Annotated in this window: 14 protein-coding genes; 8 read left to right on the forward strand and 6 right to left on the reverse strand. The window is 70.1% G+C overall.

Translation table 11 applies throughout. The features are described from left to right. Nucleotides 1-24: 24 nt before the first annotated feature. Nucleotides 25-1,185, reverse strand: a complete 1,161-nt coding sequence (dusB, locus tag ACFVS6_RS19390) for a tRNA dihydrouridine synthase DusB (protein ID WP_389705241.1) — start codon at nucleotides 1,183-1,185, stop codon at nucleotides 25-27. Nucleotides 1,186-1,219: 34 nt separating this feature from the next. Between dusB and ACFVS6_RS19395 the strand changes: the two genes are divergently transcribed. The 4 genes from ACFVS6_RS19395 (at nucleotide 1,220) to ACFVS6_RS19410 (ending at nucleotide 5,381) form a co-directional block, all read left to right on the forward strand. Beyond that, on the forward strand, nucleotides 1,220-2,671 hold the full coding sequence (locus tag ACFVS6_RS19395) for an MFS transporter (RefSeq protein ID WP_389705243.1): 1,452 nt from the start codon (nucleotides 1,220-1,222) through the stop codon (nucleotides 2,669-2,671). Between the two features lie 111 nt (nucleotides 2,672-2,782). Further along, nucleotides 2,783-3,823 (forward strand): aldo/keto reductase, encoded by a 1,041-nt coding sequence (locus ACFVS6_RS19400; RefSeq protein ID WP_389705245.1) that lies wholly within the window; start codon nucleotides 2,783-2,785, stop codon nucleotides 3,821-3,823. 21 nt (nucleotides 3,824-3,844) lie between these two features. Beyond that, nucleotides 3,845-4,438 (forward strand): TetR family transcriptional regulator, encoded by a 594-nt coding sequence (locus ACFVS6_RS19405; RefSeq protein ID WP_389705247.1) that lies wholly within the window; start codon nucleotides 3,845-3,847, stop codon nucleotides 4,436-4,438. A gap of 196 nt (nucleotides 4,439-4,634) precedes the next feature. After that, on the forward strand, nucleotides 4,635-5,381 hold the full coding sequence (locus ACFVS6_RS19410) for a VC0807 family protein (protein WP_389705249.1): 747 nt from the start codon (nucleotides 4,635-4,637) through the stop codon (nucleotides 5,379-5,381). A 90-nt stretch (nucleotides 5,382-5,471) separates the two neighbouring features. Here the strand turns inward: ACFVS6_RS19410 and ACFVS6_RS19415 are convergent, their stop codons facing one another. Continuing rightward, on the reverse strand, nucleotides 5,472-6,854 hold the full coding sequence (locus ACFVS6_RS19415; protein ID WP_319194172.1) for a glycine--tRNA ligase: 1,383 nt from the start codon (nucleotides 6,852-6,854) through the stop codon (nucleotides 5,472-5,474). A 155-nt stretch (nucleotides 6,855-7,009) separates the two neighbouring features. On the opposite strand from ACFVS6_RS19415, the gene ACFVS6_RS19420 reads away from it, so the two are divergent. From ACFVS6_RS19420 to ACFVS6_RS19435, 4 genes are all read left to right on the forward strand, one after another. Further along, the gene (locus ACFVS6_RS19420; protein ID WP_389705251.1) at nucleotides 7,010-8,020 is read left to right on the forward strand and encodes a metal ABC transporter substrate-binding protein; all 1,011 of its coding nucleotides are present in this window, start codon (nucleotides 7,010-7,012) and stop codon (nucleotides 8,018-8,020) included. A 29-nt stretch (nucleotides 8,021-8,049) separates the two neighbouring features. Beyond that, entirely contained in the window at nucleotides 8,050-8,841 is a 792-nt protein-coding gene (locus tag ACFVS6_RS19425; protein ID WP_389705253.1) for a metal ABC transporter ATP-binding protein, read from the forward strand. Further along, nucleotides 8,841-9,707, forward strand: a complete 867-nt coding sequence (locus tag ACFVS6_RS19430; protein WP_389705255.1) for a metal ABC transporter permease — start codon at nucleotides 8,841-8,843, stop codon at nucleotides 9,705-9,707. The genes ACFVS6_RS19425 and ACFVS6_RS19430 overlap by 1 nt, the downstream gene beginning before the upstream one ends. A gap of 98 nt (nucleotides 9,708-9,805) precedes the next feature. Then, the gene (locus ACFVS6_RS19435; protein WP_150519707.1) at nucleotides 9,806-10,234 is read left to right on the forward strand and encodes a Fur family transcriptional regulator; all 429 of its coding nucleotides are present in this window, start codon (nucleotides 9,806-9,808) and stop codon (nucleotides 10,232-10,234) included. Nucleotides 10,235-10,238: 4 nt separating this feature from the next. Here ACFVS6_RS19435 and ACFVS6_RS19440 read toward each other — a convergent pair whose 3' ends face one another. The 4 genes from ACFVS6_RS19440 to ACFVS6_RS19455 all read right to left on the reverse strand — a co-directional run bounded on the left by ACFVS6_RS19440 (nucleotide 10,239) and on the right by ACFVS6_RS19455 (nucleotide 14,079). Next, nucleotides 10,239-10,802: a YcxB family protein gene (locus ACFVS6_RS19440; RefSeq protein WP_389705258.1), complete on the reverse strand. Its 564-nt coding sequence runs from the start codon at nucleotides 10,800-10,802 to the stop codon at nucleotides 10,239-10,241. Between the two features lie 23 nt (nucleotides 10,803-10,825). Next, nucleotides 10,826-11,647: an isoprenyl transferase gene (locus ACFVS6_RS19445; protein ID WP_389705260.1), complete on the reverse strand. Its 822-nt coding sequence runs from the start codon at nucleotides 11,645-11,647 to the stop codon at nucleotides 10,826-10,828. A gap of 11 nt (nucleotides 11,648-11,658) precedes the next feature. Continuing rightward, on the reverse strand, nucleotides 11,659-12,405 hold the full coding sequence (recO, locus tag ACFVS6_RS19450; RefSeq protein ID WP_389705262.1) for a DNA repair protein RecO: 747 nt from the start codon (nucleotides 12,403-12,405) through the stop codon (nucleotides 11,659-11,661). A gap of 111 nt (nucleotides 12,406-12,516) precedes the next feature. Further along, nucleotides 12,517-14,079, reverse strand: a complete 1,563-nt coding sequence (locus ACFVS6_RS19455) for a nucleobase:cation symporter-2 family protein (RefSeq protein WP_389705263.1) — start codon at nucleotides 14,077-14,079, stop codon at nucleotides 12,517-12,519. Nucleotides 14,080-14,360 lie beyond the last annotated feature (281 nt).

Below are 14,360 nucleotides of genomic sequence, written 5' to 3' on the forward strand. Positions count from 1 at the left end.
TCACGCGACACGGAGGGCGATTTGTCAGCCTCCGGAAGTGTCCAGCTCCGCGTCCTCGCTCACACCCGCGCAGTCGTACGGATCGTTCAGCCAGCCCTCAGGCAGGACAACTCGGTTGTTTCCGGACGTCCGACCCCGCGGGCCGTCCGCGCTCTCGGGCCACGACTGATCCAGATCGAGCTCGCTCAAATGAGCGTCCAGTTCCGCCAGGGTGGAGGTGACCGCCAGCTTCTGGCGCATCTCGGATCCGACGGCGAAGCCCTTCAGGTACCAGGCCACGTGCTTACGGAAGTCGATCACCCCGCGCGCCTCGTCACCGATCCACTCCCCCAGCAGCTGGGCGTGCCGGTGCATGGTGACCGCGACCTCGCGCAGGGTCGGCTTGTGGAAGTCCTCCGGGCGGCCCTCGAAGGCCGCGACCAGGTCGTTGAAGAGCCACGGCCGGCCCAGGCAGCCGCGCCCGACCACGACCCCGTCGCAGCCGGTCTCCCGGACCATGCGCAGCGCGTCCTCGGCGCACCAGATGTCGCCGTTGCCGAGGACCGGGATCTCCGGCACGTGCTCCTTGAGGCGCGCGATGGCCTCCCAGTCGGCGGTGCCGCCGTAGTGCTGGGCCGTGGTCCGGCCGTGCAGGGCTATGGCGGTGACGCCCTCCTCGACGGCGATCCGGCCCGCGTCGAGGTAGGTGAGGTGCTCGTCGTTGATGCCCTTGCGCATCTTCATGGTGACCGGCAGGTCCCCGGCGCCCGCGACGGCCTCGCGGAGGATGGCGCGCAGCAGGTTCCGCTTGTACGGGAGCGCCGAGCCGCCACCCTTGCGGGTGACCTTCGGGACGGGGCAGCCGAAGTTGAGGTCGATGTGATCGGCGCGGTCCTCGTCGACGATCATCCGGACGGCCTTGCCGACGGTCGCGGGGTCCACCCCGTACAGCTGGATCGAGCGGGGCTTCTCGGTCGCGTCGAAGTGGATCATCTGCATGGTCTTGTCGTTGCGCTCGACCAGGGCGCGGGTCGTGATCATTTCGCTCACGAACAGCCCCTTGCCGCCCGAGAACTCGCGGCAGAGCGTGCGGAAGGGGGCGTTGGTGATGCCGGCCATCGGCGCGAGCACCACCGGGGGCTGCACGGTGTGCGGGCCGATCGCGAGGGGCTGGGGAAGCGTGGTCATCCGCCCATTGTCCCGCATGCCGGGTCGCGGGTGCGGACGTACGATCGGCCCCATGATCGAGCCGAGTCACCGGCAACGCACGCTCGTCCTGGCGATCTGCTGCATCAGCCTGCTCATCGTCAGCCTCGACAACACCGTCCTCAACGTGGCGCTGCCCTCGATGCGCCAGGATCTGGACGCCTCCGTCGCGGGCATGCAGTGGACCATCGACGCCTACACCCTCGTCATGGCCTCGCTGCTGATGCTCGCGGGCTCCACCGCCGACCGGATCGGCCGCCGCAAGGTGTTCGTCACCGGCCTGATCCTCTTCACCCTGGGCTCCCTGCTGTGCTCCCTCGCCCCCGGGCTGGGCTGGCTCATCACCTTCCGGATGGTCCAGGCCGTCGGCGCGGCGATGCTCAACCCCGTCGCGATCTCGATCATCACCAACACCTTCACCGATCCGGCCGAACGGGCCCGTGCCATCGGCATCTGGGGGGCCGTCGCCGGTCTCTCCATGGCGGCGGGTCCCGTGATCGGCGGCGTGCTGGTGGACTCGGTGGGATGGCGGTCCATCTTCTGGGTGAACCTGCCGATCGGGCTCGCGGCCCTCTGGCTGACCCTGCGGCACGTCCCCGACTCCCGGGCCGCGCACGCGCGCCGGCCGGACCCGGTCGGGCAGCTGCTGATCATGGGCCTGTTGGGCTCCCTGACGTACGGGATCATCGAGGCCCCGGCCGCGGGCATCGGCTCCCCGCTGATCCTGGGGTGCGCCCTCGTGGCCGTCGCCTCGCTGGTGGGACTGTTGCTGTACGAGCCCCGGCGCGAGGAACCCCTGATCGACCTGCGGTTCTTCCGCAGCGCGCCGTTCAGCGGGGCGACCGTGTGCGCCGTCAGCGCCTTCGCCGCGCTGTCCGGGTTCCTCTTCCTGAACACCCTGTACCTCCAGGACGTACGGGGGCTCAGCGCCCTGCACGCCGGGTTGTACATGGTGCCGATGGCGGGGCTGACGCTGCTCTTCGCACCCCTGTCGGGACGGCTGACCGGCAGTCGCGGGCCCCGGCTGCCGCTGCTGATCGCGGGCGGGGCGATGGGTTCCAGCGGGCTCCTGTTCGCGGCCTTCTCGGCGGAGACCTCCACCCCCCTGATGTTCACCGGGTTCATGCTCTTCGGCCTGGGCTTCGGCATGGTCAACGCCCCGATCACCAATACGGCCGTGTCCGGGATGCCGCGGTCCCAGGCCGGGGTCGCGGCCGCCGTGGCCGCGACCAGCCGGCAGACCGGCGGGACGCTGGGGGTCGCCGTGATCGGCGCCGTGCTGGCCGCCGGGACGGCGGGCGGCGGGGAGTTCACGGCGGCGGCCCGGCCCGCCTACTGGATCATCACCGTCTGCGGGCTGCTCGTCCTGCTGGTCGGCGCCGCCACCAACGGCCGCTGGGCCCGCGAGACCGCCCTGCGCACCGCCGCCGAGTTGGAGCCCGGCCCGCCCGGGCAGGGCTCCGCCCCGGTCGGGGCGCCGCGGTAACGACGACCTCACCCTTCCGCCCCTCCCCCGCCGTGACGGGCCGGGGCCATCCCGTCGCACTGACGAGTGACAGATATTGAAATCTGTCACTCGTCATGTCATTCTCGTTCCATGACCACGAACCGGAACACCCCGCAGGCCCCTCGCACGCTCGGCGCGAACGGCCCCTCCGTCTTCCCGCTCGGCCTGGGCTGCATGGGCATGTCCGCCCTGTACGGCGAGGCCGACCGGAACGAATCCCTCGCCACCCTCCACGCCTTCCTCGAAGCCGTCCCCGAGGGCACGCACGCCCTCCTCGACACCGGCGACTTCTACGGGATGGGCCACAACGAACTGCTCATCAACGAAGCCCTGCGCACCGCGCCCGCAGCGGCCCGCGAGAAGGCCCTGACCAGTGTGAAGTTCGGCGCCCTGCGGACGGTCGAAGGCGGCTTCACCGGGTACGACGGCAGGCCGGACGCCGTCCGCAACTTCCTGGCCTACTCCCTCCAGCGGCTCGGCCGCGACCACATCGACGTCTACCGGATCGCCCGCGTGGACCCGGACGTGCCGATCGAGGAGACCGTCGGCGCCATCGCCGAGGCCGTGCAGGCCGGGCACGTCCGACACATCGGCCTCTCCGAGGTCGGCGCGGACACCTTGCGCCGGGCCGCCGCCGTCGCCCCGATATCGGACCTCCAGATCGAGTACTCCCTGGTCTCCCGGAACATCGAGTCGCAGATCCTGCCCACCGCCCGCGAGCTCGGCATCGGCGTCACGGCGTACGGGGTGCTGTCCCGAGGACTGATCAGCGGGCACTTCTCGCGCGAGCGGGAACTGGCCCCGGGCGACTTCCGGGGCATGAGCCCCCGATTCCAGGGCGACAACCTCGATCGCAACCTCGACCTGGTCGAGGCCCTGCGCAAGGTCGCCGAGGACAAGGGCGTGAGCGTCGCCCAGATAGCCATCGCCTGGGTGCTCGCGCGCGGCGAGGACATCGTGCCGCTGGTCGGCGCCAGGCGCCGCGACCGGCTCACCGAGGCACTCGGTGCCATGCGGGTGGAGCTGACCGCGGCCGACCTGGCGGCCGTCGAGGAGGCAGTACCGGCCGGAGCCGCGGCGGGCGAACGCTACCCGGCGGCGCAGATGGCCCACCTCGACAGCGAGCACTGACGCGGCTGTACGGTCGTACTCATGCCTCCCGCTGCCGCCGAGCCACTGACCCCTGAGCGCATCCTCGAAACCACCGAGGAGGTGCTGCGCCGCTTCGGCCCGACCAAGGCGACCGTGGTGGACGTCGCACGCGCCCTGGGAGTCAGCCACGGCAGCGTGTACCGGCACTTCCCCTCCAAGGCGGCGCTGCGCGAGGCGGTCACCGACCGATGGCTCGCCAAGAGCGTCGTGATGCTGGAGAAGATCGCCTCGGCCCCGGCCGAGCCTGCCCCCTCCAAGCTGGAGGCGTGGCTGGAGGCGCTCTTCGAGGCCAAGCGCCACAAGGCCGGTGACGACCCCGAGCTGTTCGCCACCTACACGGTGCTGCTCGCCGAGAACAGTGGCACGGTCGACGCGCACCTCACCGAGCTGATCGACCAGCTGGCCGGGATCATCGCCGAGGGAGTCGAGGACGGAACCCTGTCCGCGCCCGACGTCCGGGCCGCCGCCCGCGCGGTCTTCCACGCCACCGGGCGGTTCCACGACCCCCAGTACGCGGCGGACTGGCTCTCGCCGTCGATCCTCACGGAGTTCGAGGCGGTCACCGCCCTCGTGATCCGGGGCCTGCGCGCCTGAGCCCCGGCGCGCCCGGGTTCCCGCGTGCTCCCCCGCGCCCGCTGCTCGGTTCGCCGTGAGCCCGTTCGGCGCGATGTCCGGAATTCGATGGTCCGGGTGTCTTGACGATCATTTTGGGCACGCGATGGCTTGTCCATGCCATCTTGCTGCCTACGGTCCCCCTGGACCGCACGCACGAGGCACACCAAGGGGAAGCATGTCCACCCAGGTCGCTCGACCCGCCGCACCCGCCCGATCGGGCGTCGCCACCGCCCTCGGTTGGCTCCTGACCATCGGGCTCAACGTGGTCGCGCCGATCGTCACCTACAACATCCTGACCGACAGCCGGGGTTGGGAGGAGTTCCCGGCGCTGCTGCTGAGCGGCGTCTGGCCGGTCCTCGACACCGTGATCCACGTGGCCTGGCGCCGCAAGGTCGACGAGTTCGCCGTGGTCACCATGGTGTTCCTGGTCATCACCGCCGTGGTGGGACTCGTCGGGGACCACTCGGCCAGGACACTGCTGATCAAGGACTCCGTCGTGACGGGGCTCTTCGGCGTGCTCTGCCTGGCCACCCTGCTCGCCAAGCGCCCGCTGATGTTCTACTTCGGCCGCAAGTTCGCCACCGACGGCACCGCCGAGAGCACCGCCTGGTGGAACGGCCTGTGGCAGTACGAGGGCTTCCGCACCACCATGCGCCGCATGACCCTGGTCTGGGGCGTGGCCTACGTGATCGAGGCGCTGGTGCGCGTCGTCCTGTCGTACAGCCTGAGCACCGGGACCATGGTGGTCGTCAGTCCGATCATGGTCTACGCCGTCCTGGCCGCCCTCGGCGTCTGGACGGCCCTCTACGGCAAGCGTTCCCAGGCCGAGGGTGAGCGCCGCGAGGCCGAGGCCAAGGCCAAGGCAGCGCGCGAGGGCCGGGACGAGCCGGCCGACGCCGGTACCGGCGGTGTGCCCGCGTAGGGCGGGTGGGGACGACGGTGGCCCGGTGCGCGGATCGCGCACCGGGCCACCGGTCGTTTCAGGCCGCTTCGAAGAGGGCCCGGGGTGCCACTAGCAGCCGAGCAGACGGCTGCCCAGGTAGCTCTGGATCTGGTCCAGGGAGACGCGCTCCTGCTTCATCGTGTCGCGCTCGCGCACGGTCACCGCGTTGTCGTCGAGGGTGTCGAAGTCGACGGTGACGCAGAACGGCGTACCGATCTCGTCCTGGCGACGGTAGCGGCGGCCGATGGCGCCCGCGTCGTCGAACTCGATGTTCCAGAACTTGCGCAGGTCGGCGGCGAGGCCCTTGGCCTTCGGCGACAGCTGGGCGTTGCGGGACAGCGGCAGCACGGCGACCTTGATCGGGGCCAGGCGCGGGTCGAAGCGCATCACGGTGCGCTTCTCCATGACGCCCTTGGCGTTCGGGGCCTCGTCCTCGTTGAACGCGTCGAGCATGAAGGCGAGCATGGCGCGGTTGACACCGGCCGCCGGCTCGATGACGTACGGGGTGTACTTCTCCTTCGTCTCCTGGTCGAAGTAGACGAGGTCCTGACCCGAGGCGGCCGAGTGGGCCTTGAGGTCGAAGTCGGTGCGGTTCGCGACGCCTTCGAGCTCGGAGAACTCGTTGCCACCGAAGTTGAAGCGGTACTCGATGTCGGCGGTGCGCTTCGAGTAGTGGGAGAGCTTCTCCTTCGGGTGGTCGTACCAGCGGATGTTCTCCTCGCGGATGCCGAGGTCGCGGTACCAGTTCCACCGCTCCTGCATCCAGTACTCCTGCCACTGCTCGTCCTCGCCCGGCTTGACGAAGAACTCCATCTCCATCTGCTCGAACTCGCGCGTGCGGAAGATGAAGTTGCCCGGCGTGATCTCGTTGCGGAAGGACTTGCCCATCTGCGCGATGCCGAAGGGGGGCTTCTTGCGCGAAGTGGTCTGCACCTGGGCGAAGTTGGTGAAGATGCCCTGGGCGGTCTCGGGCCGCAGGTACGCCTTCGAGCCGGTGTCCTGGGTCGGGCCGAGGTGGGTCTCCAGCATGCCGGAGAACTGCTTCGGCTCGGTGAACTGGCCCTTCACACCGCAGTTGGGGCAGTTGATGTCGGCAAGACCATTGGCGGGCACACGGCCGTGCTTGGCCTCGTACGCCTCTTCAAGGTGGTCCGCGCGGTGACGCTTGTGACAGGAGGTGCACTCGGTCAGCGGGTCCGAGAAGGTGCCGACGTGGCCGGAGGCCACCCAGACCTCGGGGGCCAGGATCACGGAGGAGTCGATACCGACGATGTCCTCACGTCCGGTGACCATGGCCTTCCACCACTGGCGCTTGATGTTCTCCTTGAGCTCGACACCGAGCGGGCCGTAGTCCCAGGCAGCCCTGGAGCCGCCGTAGATCTCACTGCACGGGAAAACGAAGCCACGGCGCTTGCTCAGGCTGACGATGGTTTCGATCTTGTCGGCGGCCACGGTGCTCTCTTCATTACGAGGACGAACGGCGAAGGCTTCAGGTTACCGGCGCCCACACCCCCCTCTTCAAATCGGGATCCCCTTCTACGCATACCGCCCGGGCCCCTCACCTGGGTTTTTGACAATCGTTTCCATCTTTGATGAAAATGGATGTCATGAACGTACGACGCCTCATACCCAGCGCCGCCCTCGCCGGTGCCGTCGCCCTCGCGGCCACGGCCCTCACCGCGTGCTCCGGAGCCGCCGACGCGGCCGGGAACAAGGACGGCAAGGTCAGTGTGCTGGCGTCGTTCTACCCCATGCAGTTCATAGCCGAGCAGGTCGGCGGGGACCACGTGAAGGTCGAGACCCTGACGAAGCCGGGTGTCGAACCGCACGACCTGGAGATCACGCCGAAGCAGACCGCGCAGCTGGCCGAGGCCGACGTGGTGCTCTACCTGCGCACCCTCCAGCCCGCCGTCGACAAGGCGGTCGGCCAGGCCGTCGCCCACTCCGGCCTGGAGCACGCCGTCGACGCGACCGCCCTCACCAAGCTGGAGTCCCACGCCGGGGCGGGCCACGGCGAGGAGGGTCACGAGCACACCGACGGCGACGAGCACGCCGGCGGCCACTCCGAGGGCGACGGCCACGACCACGGCGAGGCCGGCGAGGACCCGCACGTCTGGCTCGACCCCACCAAGTACGCGGAGATAGCCACCGGTTTCGGCGCCGCCATGGAGAAGGCCGACCCCGCCCACGCCACGGACTACCGGAAGAACACCTCCGAGCTGGTCGGCAAACTGCAGGCCCTGGACACCGAGTTCGAGGACGGCCTGAAGAACACGGCAACCAAGACGTTCATCACCACGCACTCCGCCTTCGGCTACCTCGCCGAGCGCTACGGCCTCGACCAGGAGGGCATCTCCGGCGTCGACCCCGAGGCCGAGCCCAGCCCGGCCCGCATGAAGGACCTCCAGGCCCTGGCCAAGAAGGACAACGTCACCACGGTGTTCTTCGAGGCGCTGGCCAGCGACAAGACCGCCAAGACCCTCGCCAAGGACACGGGCCTGACCACCGACGTCCTGGACCCGCTCGAGGGCATCACCGACAAGTCCCAGGGCAAGGACTACTTCGAGGTCATGCGGTCCAACCTGAAGAACCTCCAGAAGGCACTCGGAGCCAAGTAATGACACCAGCAGTCACGGAGGTGCGAGCCATGCAGTCCACGCCCCGCACGGCAGAGGACCAGCCCGTCATATCCCTGCGCGGGGCCACGGCCTCGCTCGGCTCGCGCCCCGTACTGCGCGGCGTCGACCTCACCGTCCACCGCGGCGAGGTCGTCGCGCTCCTCGGCGCCAACGGCTCCGGCAAGTCCACGGCCGTGCGCGCCGTGGTCGGCCAGGTCCCGCTGACCGACGGAACGCTGTCCCTCTTCGGCACCGACTTCCGGCGCTTCCGGCAGTGGTCGCGGATCGGCTACGTGCCGCAGCGCACCACCGCCGCCAGCGGCGTCCCGGCCACCGTCCGCGAGGTCGTCTCCTCCGGCCGGCTGGCCCGCTCCCGTTTCGGGATCCTGCGCAGGGCCGACAAGGACGCCGTGAACCGCGCCCTGGCCCTCGTCGACATGGAGGCGTACGGGGACGCCTCGGTGAACGCCCTCTCCGGCGGGCAGCACCAGCGCGTGCTCATCGCCCGGGCCCTCGCCGTCGAGCCCGAGTTGCTGATCATGGACGAGCCGATGGCGGGCGTCGACCTCGCCAACCAGGAGGTCCTCGCGAACGCCCTGCGCGAGCAGGTCTCCGCCGGTTCCACCGTCCTGCTGGTCCTGCACGAGCTGGGGCCGCTGGAGCCGCTCATCGACCGGGCCGTCGTCCTGCGCGACGGCTGCGTCGTCCACGACGGGCCGCCCCCGGAGGCCGTCGGCCAGCACGCCCTGCCCGGCCACGACCACGTACACCCCCACGCGGCGCACGACGCCGAGCCCCTGCGGACGGGACTGCTGAGCTGATGGACCTCCTGAACTACGCCTTCATGCAGCGGGCGCTGCTCGCGGCCGTCCTGGTGGGCCTGACGGCGCCCGCCATCGGCACGTACCTCGTCCAGCGCCGGCAGGCCGTCATGGGCGACGGCATCGGGCACGTGGCCATGACCGGTGTCGCGCTCGGGTTCCTGCTCAACACCAACCCGGTGTGGATGGCCAGCATCGTCGCCGTCGTCGGCGCGGTCGGCATGGAGCTGATCCGCTCCCGCGGCAGGACCAGCGGCGACATCGCGCTTGCCATGCTCTTCTACGGCGGCCTGGCCGGCGGCGTCATGATCATCAACGTGGCCGGTGGGTCCACCGCCAGCCTGAGCAGCTACCTCTTCGGCGGCATCACCTCCGTCGCGCCGGAGGACGTCACGGCCGCGGCGGTCCTCGCGGTGTTCGTCCTCGCCGTCACCGTCGGGCTGCGCCGCCAGCTGTTCGCGATCAGCCAGGACGAGGAGTTCGCGCGGGTCACCGGCCTGCCGGTGCGCGCGCTGAACCTCCTGATGGCAGTCACCGCCGCCCTCACCGTCACCGTCGCGATGCGGATCGTGGGCCTGCTGCTGGTCAGCGCCATGATGGTGATCCCCGTCGCGGCCGCCCAGCGGGTCACCCGCGGGTTCACCGCGACCCTGACGCTGGCCATGGCGATCGGCGTGCTGGTCTCGCTGACCGGCGTGACCACGACGTACTACCTCGACGCCCCCTCCGGCGCGGCGATCGTGCTGCTCGCCATCGCCGTGTTCGTCGTCATGACCGCGGTTTCGGCGCCGCTGGCCAGGCGCCGGGCGAAGGCGGCCCGGGCGGCCGCGGAAGAGGTCTGCACGCGCGACGACGTGAAGGTCTAGGGTTCTCGGCCGCGCGGGCCCGGCAAGATCCCGAAGAGACGGCTTGGCGCCGGCGGCCGCCTGGCACAATGGCGGCAGGCCGAAACGAGGAGGAACCGGTGGCGACTGCGCCTGGCGAGACGAATACCGCGCCAGTACGAGGACGGTCCACCCGGCAGCGGGCCGCCGTAGCGGCGGCGCTGGACGAGGTGGACGAGTTCCGCAGCGCCCAGGAGCTGCACGACATGCTCAAGCACCGCGGTGACTCCGTGGGCCTGACCACCGTCTACCGCACGCTCCAGTCCCTCGCCGACGCGGGCGAGGTAGACGTCCTGCGGACCAGCGACGGGGAGTCCGTGTACCGGCGCTGCTCCACCGGCGACCACCACCACCACCTGGTCTGCCGCAAGTGCGGCAAGGCCGTCGAGGTGGAGGGACCGGCCGTGGAGAAGTGGGCCGAGTCCATCGCCGCCGAGCACGGTTACGTCAACGTGGCCCACACCGTCGAGATCTTCGGCACCTGCGCGGACTGCGCGGCCGCCGGCTGATCCGTCAGGAACCGGCGCCCCGGCCGGCCAGTCCGCCGCGGCCGACGCGCCCGACCCGGGTCAGGTTCCGGTCGAAGATCGATCGGATCCGGTCGATGTCCTGCGGGGTCGTCGCCGCCCGTTTGGGCAGCCATGCCACGTCCCCCGTCGTGAAGACCACGACGAACAGGTGTCGGGTCTCGCTCCAGCCGCTGTACTGCGCCCACCCGTAGCGGACCACCGACCCGTCGGGCCGGTGGTTCGTCGTCCCCGACTCCGAGATCACGCAGTGGTACTCCGGGTGCTCCGCCGCCCACGCGTACCAGCGGCGGCAGCGCAGCGCCAGGTCGGTCAGGCACCACAGCAGGCCCATGGCCAGGCCCGCCGCGACCGTGACGGCAGGCTGCGGCACCCGGCCCCCGTTGGTGAGCCAGGCGAGCGCCACGACGAGCACGGGCACCGAGAGCAGCCTCGACGGCAGTCCTCGGCGGTCCTGGGGACGCTCGCGCAGGCACCAGCGCTGCACCTGCCGCACGTCGGAGCGCGCCGTGCCGTAGTACAGCCCCACCGCCCTGTCAGTCGTGTCCATGGCGGCAGAGCGTACCGGCGGGGTCAGCCGGTGGGACCCTCGGCCTGGTTCGGGACGGCGCCGCCGAACCGGCGGTCGCGCTGCGCGTACTCCAGGCAGGCCGCCCACAGGTTGCGGCGGTCGAAGTCCGGCCACAGCACGTCCTGGAAGACCATCTCGGCGTACGCGCTCTGCCAGAGCAGGTAGTTCGAGGTGCGCTGCTCGCCGCTGGGGCGCAGGAAGAGGTCCACGTCCGGCATGTCCGGGTAGTACATGTACTTCGCGAAGGTCTTCTCGTTGACCTTCGACGGGTCCAGTCGGCCCGACGCGACGTCGCGGGCGATGGCCTGCGCGGCGTCGGCGATCTCGGCGCGGCCGCCGTAGTTCACGCAGAAGTACAAGGTCATCGCGTCGTTGTCGACGGTCTGTTCCTGGGCGACCTGGAGCTCCTGGACGACCGACTTCCACATCTTCGGCATGCGTCCGACCCAGCGGATGCGGATGCCGAGTTCGTTCATCTCGTCGCGGCGGCGGCGGATCACGTCGCGGTTGAAGTTCATGAGGAAGCGGACCTCGTCGGGCGAGCGCTTCCAGTTCTCCGTCGAGAAGGCGTACAGGGACAGGTTCTTGACGCCCATCTCCAGGCAGCCCTTGAGGACGTCGAGGACGACGCCCTCGCCGACCTTGTGGCCCTCGGTGCGCGGGAGCCCGCGCTCCTTGGCCCAGCGGCCGTTGCCGTCCATCACGATGGCGACGTGGTTCGGGACCAGCTCGCCGGGGATCTTCGGGGGGCGCGCACCGGACGGGTGCGGCTCGGGAACCTTGTACTCGCGGCGAGAGCGTCCCAGAATCCCGCGTCGTGCCATGTGCCCAGCTCCTATTTCTCGACGTATCGCAGGGAGCGTAGCCCGCGCTCCAGATGCCAGTGCAAATAGGCCGAGACCAGCCCGCTGCCCTCCCGCACGTGACGCGCCTCGCAGGCGTCCGCGTGAGCCCAGTCGCCCGTCAGCAGGGCGCTGAGCAGAGCGATGGCCTCCGACGAGGGTACGACGGAGCCGGGGACGCGGCAGTCCCCGCATATCACCCCGCCCGCGGCGACGGAGAAGTGCCGGTTGGGGCCGTGGATGCCGCACTTCGCGCAGTCGTCGAAGCTGGGCGCGTAGCCGTTGACGGCGAGGGAGCGCAGCAGGAAGGCGTCGAGGATCAGGTGGGGTTCGTGTTCGCCGCGGGAGAGGGTCCGCAGGGCCCCGACGAGCAGAAGGTACTGCTGGACGGCGGGCTCGCCCTCGTTCTCGGCGAAGCGCTCGGCGGTCTCCAGCATCGCGGTGCCGGCGGTGTAGCGGGCGTAGTCGGTGACGATGCCGTTGCCGTACGGGGCGATGATCTCGGTCTGGGTGCACAGCGGCAGGCTGCGGCCGATGAGGTCGGCGCCGCGGGCGAAGAACTGGACGTCGGCGTGGGAGAAGGGTTCCAGCCGGGCGCCGAACTTGGATTTGGTGCGCCGCACTCCGCGGGCGACGGCCCGGACGCGGCCGTGGCCGCGGGTGAGCAGCGTGATGATGCGGTCCGCCTCACCCAGCTTCTGGGTGCGCAGCACGATGCCGTCGTCGCGGAACAGGCTCATGCGCCCATTGTCCCCTGCGCGGGAACCCGTACGGGAACGCCTGCGCGGACGGCGCGGACCCCTCGTCCGGACCCGGGGTCCGGACGAGGGGTCGGCACCCCCTTGGGAGGATCAGCCGGCGGGGGTTCCCGCCCCGTCGGCCCGTTCGCCGCTCGCCGGGGCCTGCTCGGCGGCCGCGGGGGCCTTCTCGGTGCTCACCGGGGTCTTCTCGGTGGTCACGGCGGGCTTCTCGGCGGTCGCCGCGGCCTTCTCGGCGCCCGCGGGGGCCGCCGCCGCCTGGACGGGCAGCCCGACCGGTGCGAGCGGGGCCGGCGCCTTGTCCTTGGCCAGGCCGTTGAAGATCAGGTTGAGGACGATGGCGGCCGTGGCGCCGAGGGTGACGCCGCTGTTGAGGAGCGAGGACAGGTCCGGGTCCATGTGCTTGGTGAAGAAGACCGGGACGGTCGCGGGCAGCAGGGCGAAGGCGAGGGAGACGCCCACGATGAGGGCGTTCTTCTCCTCCTTGAGGTCGACCTTGCCGAGCGTCTGGATGCCGGCGAGGGCGACCATGCCGAACATCACGGTCGCGGCGCCGCCGAGGACTCCGTGCGGGACCGCGGCGACGATGGCCGCGGCCTTGGGCAACAGACCCAGGATGATCATGAAGACGCCGGCGGCGACGACCACGAACCGGCTCTTGACCTTCGTCATCCGCACGAGGCCGACGTTCTCGGCGAAGGCCACGTACGGGAAGGAGTTGAGGACGCCGCCCAGCGCGGTCGCGGCGCCGTCGGCGCGCAGGGCGCGGGCCACGGTCTCGCTGTCGATGTCCTTCTCGACGATCTCGCCGACGGCGTAGGTGTCACCGGTCGTCTCGACCATGGTGATCAGCATGACGATGAGCATCAGGACGATCGGGAACCACTCGAACTTCGGGGCGCCGAAGTGGAAGGGGGTGGTGACGCCGATCCAGCCCGCGTCGCCCACGTCGCCGAACTTCGCGTCGCCGAGGAGGAAGGCGACCGCGGTGCCGCCGACCAGGCCGAGGAGGATGGAGATGCTGGAGAGGAACGGCTTGCCGATCTTCATCAGGATGAGGATGAAGAGCATCGTGCCGCCGGCGTAGGCGAAGTTCTTGGGGTCTCCGAAGTCGGGGCTGCCGAGGCCGCCGGCCGCGTCGTTGAGGCCGACCGGGATCAGGACGATGCCGAGCACGGTGATGACGGTGCCGGTGACGACCGGCGGGAACAGCCTCATGACCGTGCGGAAGGCCTTGGCGGGCAGCCAGGCGAAGGCGAACGTCGCCATGCCGGCGGTGATCACCGCGCCGTAGATGACCAGCAGCGCGGCGGTCCCGCCACCCGCGCCGAGGCCGATGGCGATCATCGGGGAGACGGCCGTGAAGGTGACGCCCTGGATCAGCGGGAGGCGCGCGCCGACCCGACCGATGCCCCAGGCCTGGATGATCGAGGCGATGCCGCAGGTGAACAGGTCGGCGTTGATCAGGTAGACGAGCTGCTCAGGGCTCAGCTTCAGCGCGTTGCCGACGATGATCGGGACGATCACCGCGCCGGCGTAGAAGGCGAGTACGTGCTGGAAGCCGTACAGCGCGAGCTTGGGGAGGGGGAGCACCTCGTCGACCGGGTGCGTGCTCTGCTCTCCGTTGGCGGAAAGCCGGGCGGCGACACGTGCCATCTCTGCCTTGCCCTTCAAAGAGGTAGGTAACGAGAGGAGTCTGGTTGCCCCGGTCGGAGTGGGTCGCTAACCCGTTGATCCGCCGGAGGCCGATGGTGGGAACACGTGGATCGAAGCCCCGCTGTGTTTCAGGCGGCGTCTCGTCGTGTGACCGGAATTGAACGCCTGTGGGAGGGCTCACAGATATCGTCGACTTCTACAAACTGTGGAAGTTCCAGGACGCACGATCTGGAGGTTCCCCCAATGGCGCGGACCTCTGCGCGGGCGTATGCCCGGAGACC

Source organism: Streptomyces sp. NPDC057939, from assembly GCF_042887545.1.
GTDB lineage: Bacteria > Actinomycetota > Actinomycetes > Streptomycetales > Streptomycetaceae > Streptomyces.

What these genes read in the sequence shown, in the direction of transcription:
- ACFVS6_RS19420 (WP_389705251.1), top strand. Translation starts at nt 7,010, where the DNA reads ATGAACGTACGACGCCTCATACCCAGCGCCGCCCTCGCCGGTGCCGTC.
- ACFVS6_RS19405 (WP_389705247.1), top strand. Translation starts at nt 3,845, where the DNA reads ATGCCTCCCGCTGCCGCCGAGCCACTGACCCCTGAGCGCATCCTCGAA.
- ACFVS6_RS19440 (WP_389705258.1), bottom strand. Translation starts at nt 10,802, where the DNA reads ATGGACACGACTGACAGGGCGGTGGGGCTGTACTACGGCACGGCGCGC.
- ACFVS6_RS19400 (WP_389705245.1), top strand. Translation starts at nt 2,783, where the DNA reads ATGACCACGAACCGGAACACCCCGCAGGCCCCTCGCACGCTCGGCGCG.
- ACFVS6_RS19430 (WP_389705255.1), top strand. Translation starts at nt 8,841, where the DNA reads ATGGACCTCCTGAACTACGCCTTCATGCAGCGGGCGCTGCTCGCGGCC.
- ACFVS6_RS19410 (WP_389705249.1), top strand. Translation starts at nt 4,635, where the DNA reads ATGTCCACCCAGGTCGCTCGACCCGCCGCACCCGCCCGATCGGGCGTC.
- ACFVS6_RS19445 (WP_389705260.1), bottom strand. Translation starts at nt 11,647, where the DNA reads ATGGCACGACGCGGGATTCTGGGACGCTCTCGCCGCGAGTACAAGGTT.
- dusB (WP_389705241.1), bottom strand. Translation starts at nt 1,185, where the DNA reads ATGCGGGACAATGGGCGGATGACCACGCTTCCCCAGCCCCTCGCGATC.
- ACFVS6_RS19455 (WP_389705263.1), bottom strand. Translation starts at nt 14,079, where the DNA reads ATGGCACGTGTCGCCGCCCGGCTTTCCGCCAACGGAGAGCAGAGCACG.
- ACFVS6_RS19395 (WP_389705243.1), top strand. Translation starts at nt 1,220, where the DNA reads ATGATCGAGCCGAGTCACCGGCAACGCACGCTCGTCCTGGCGATCTGC.
- ACFVS6_RS19425 (WP_389705253.1), top strand. Translation starts at nt 8,050, where the DNA reads ATGCAGTCCACGCCCCGCACGGCAGAGGACCAGCCCGTCATATCCCTG.
- recO (WP_389705262.1), bottom strand. Translation starts at nt 12,405, where the DNA reads ATGAGCCTGTTCCGCGACGACGGCATCGTGCTGCGCACCCAGAAGCTG.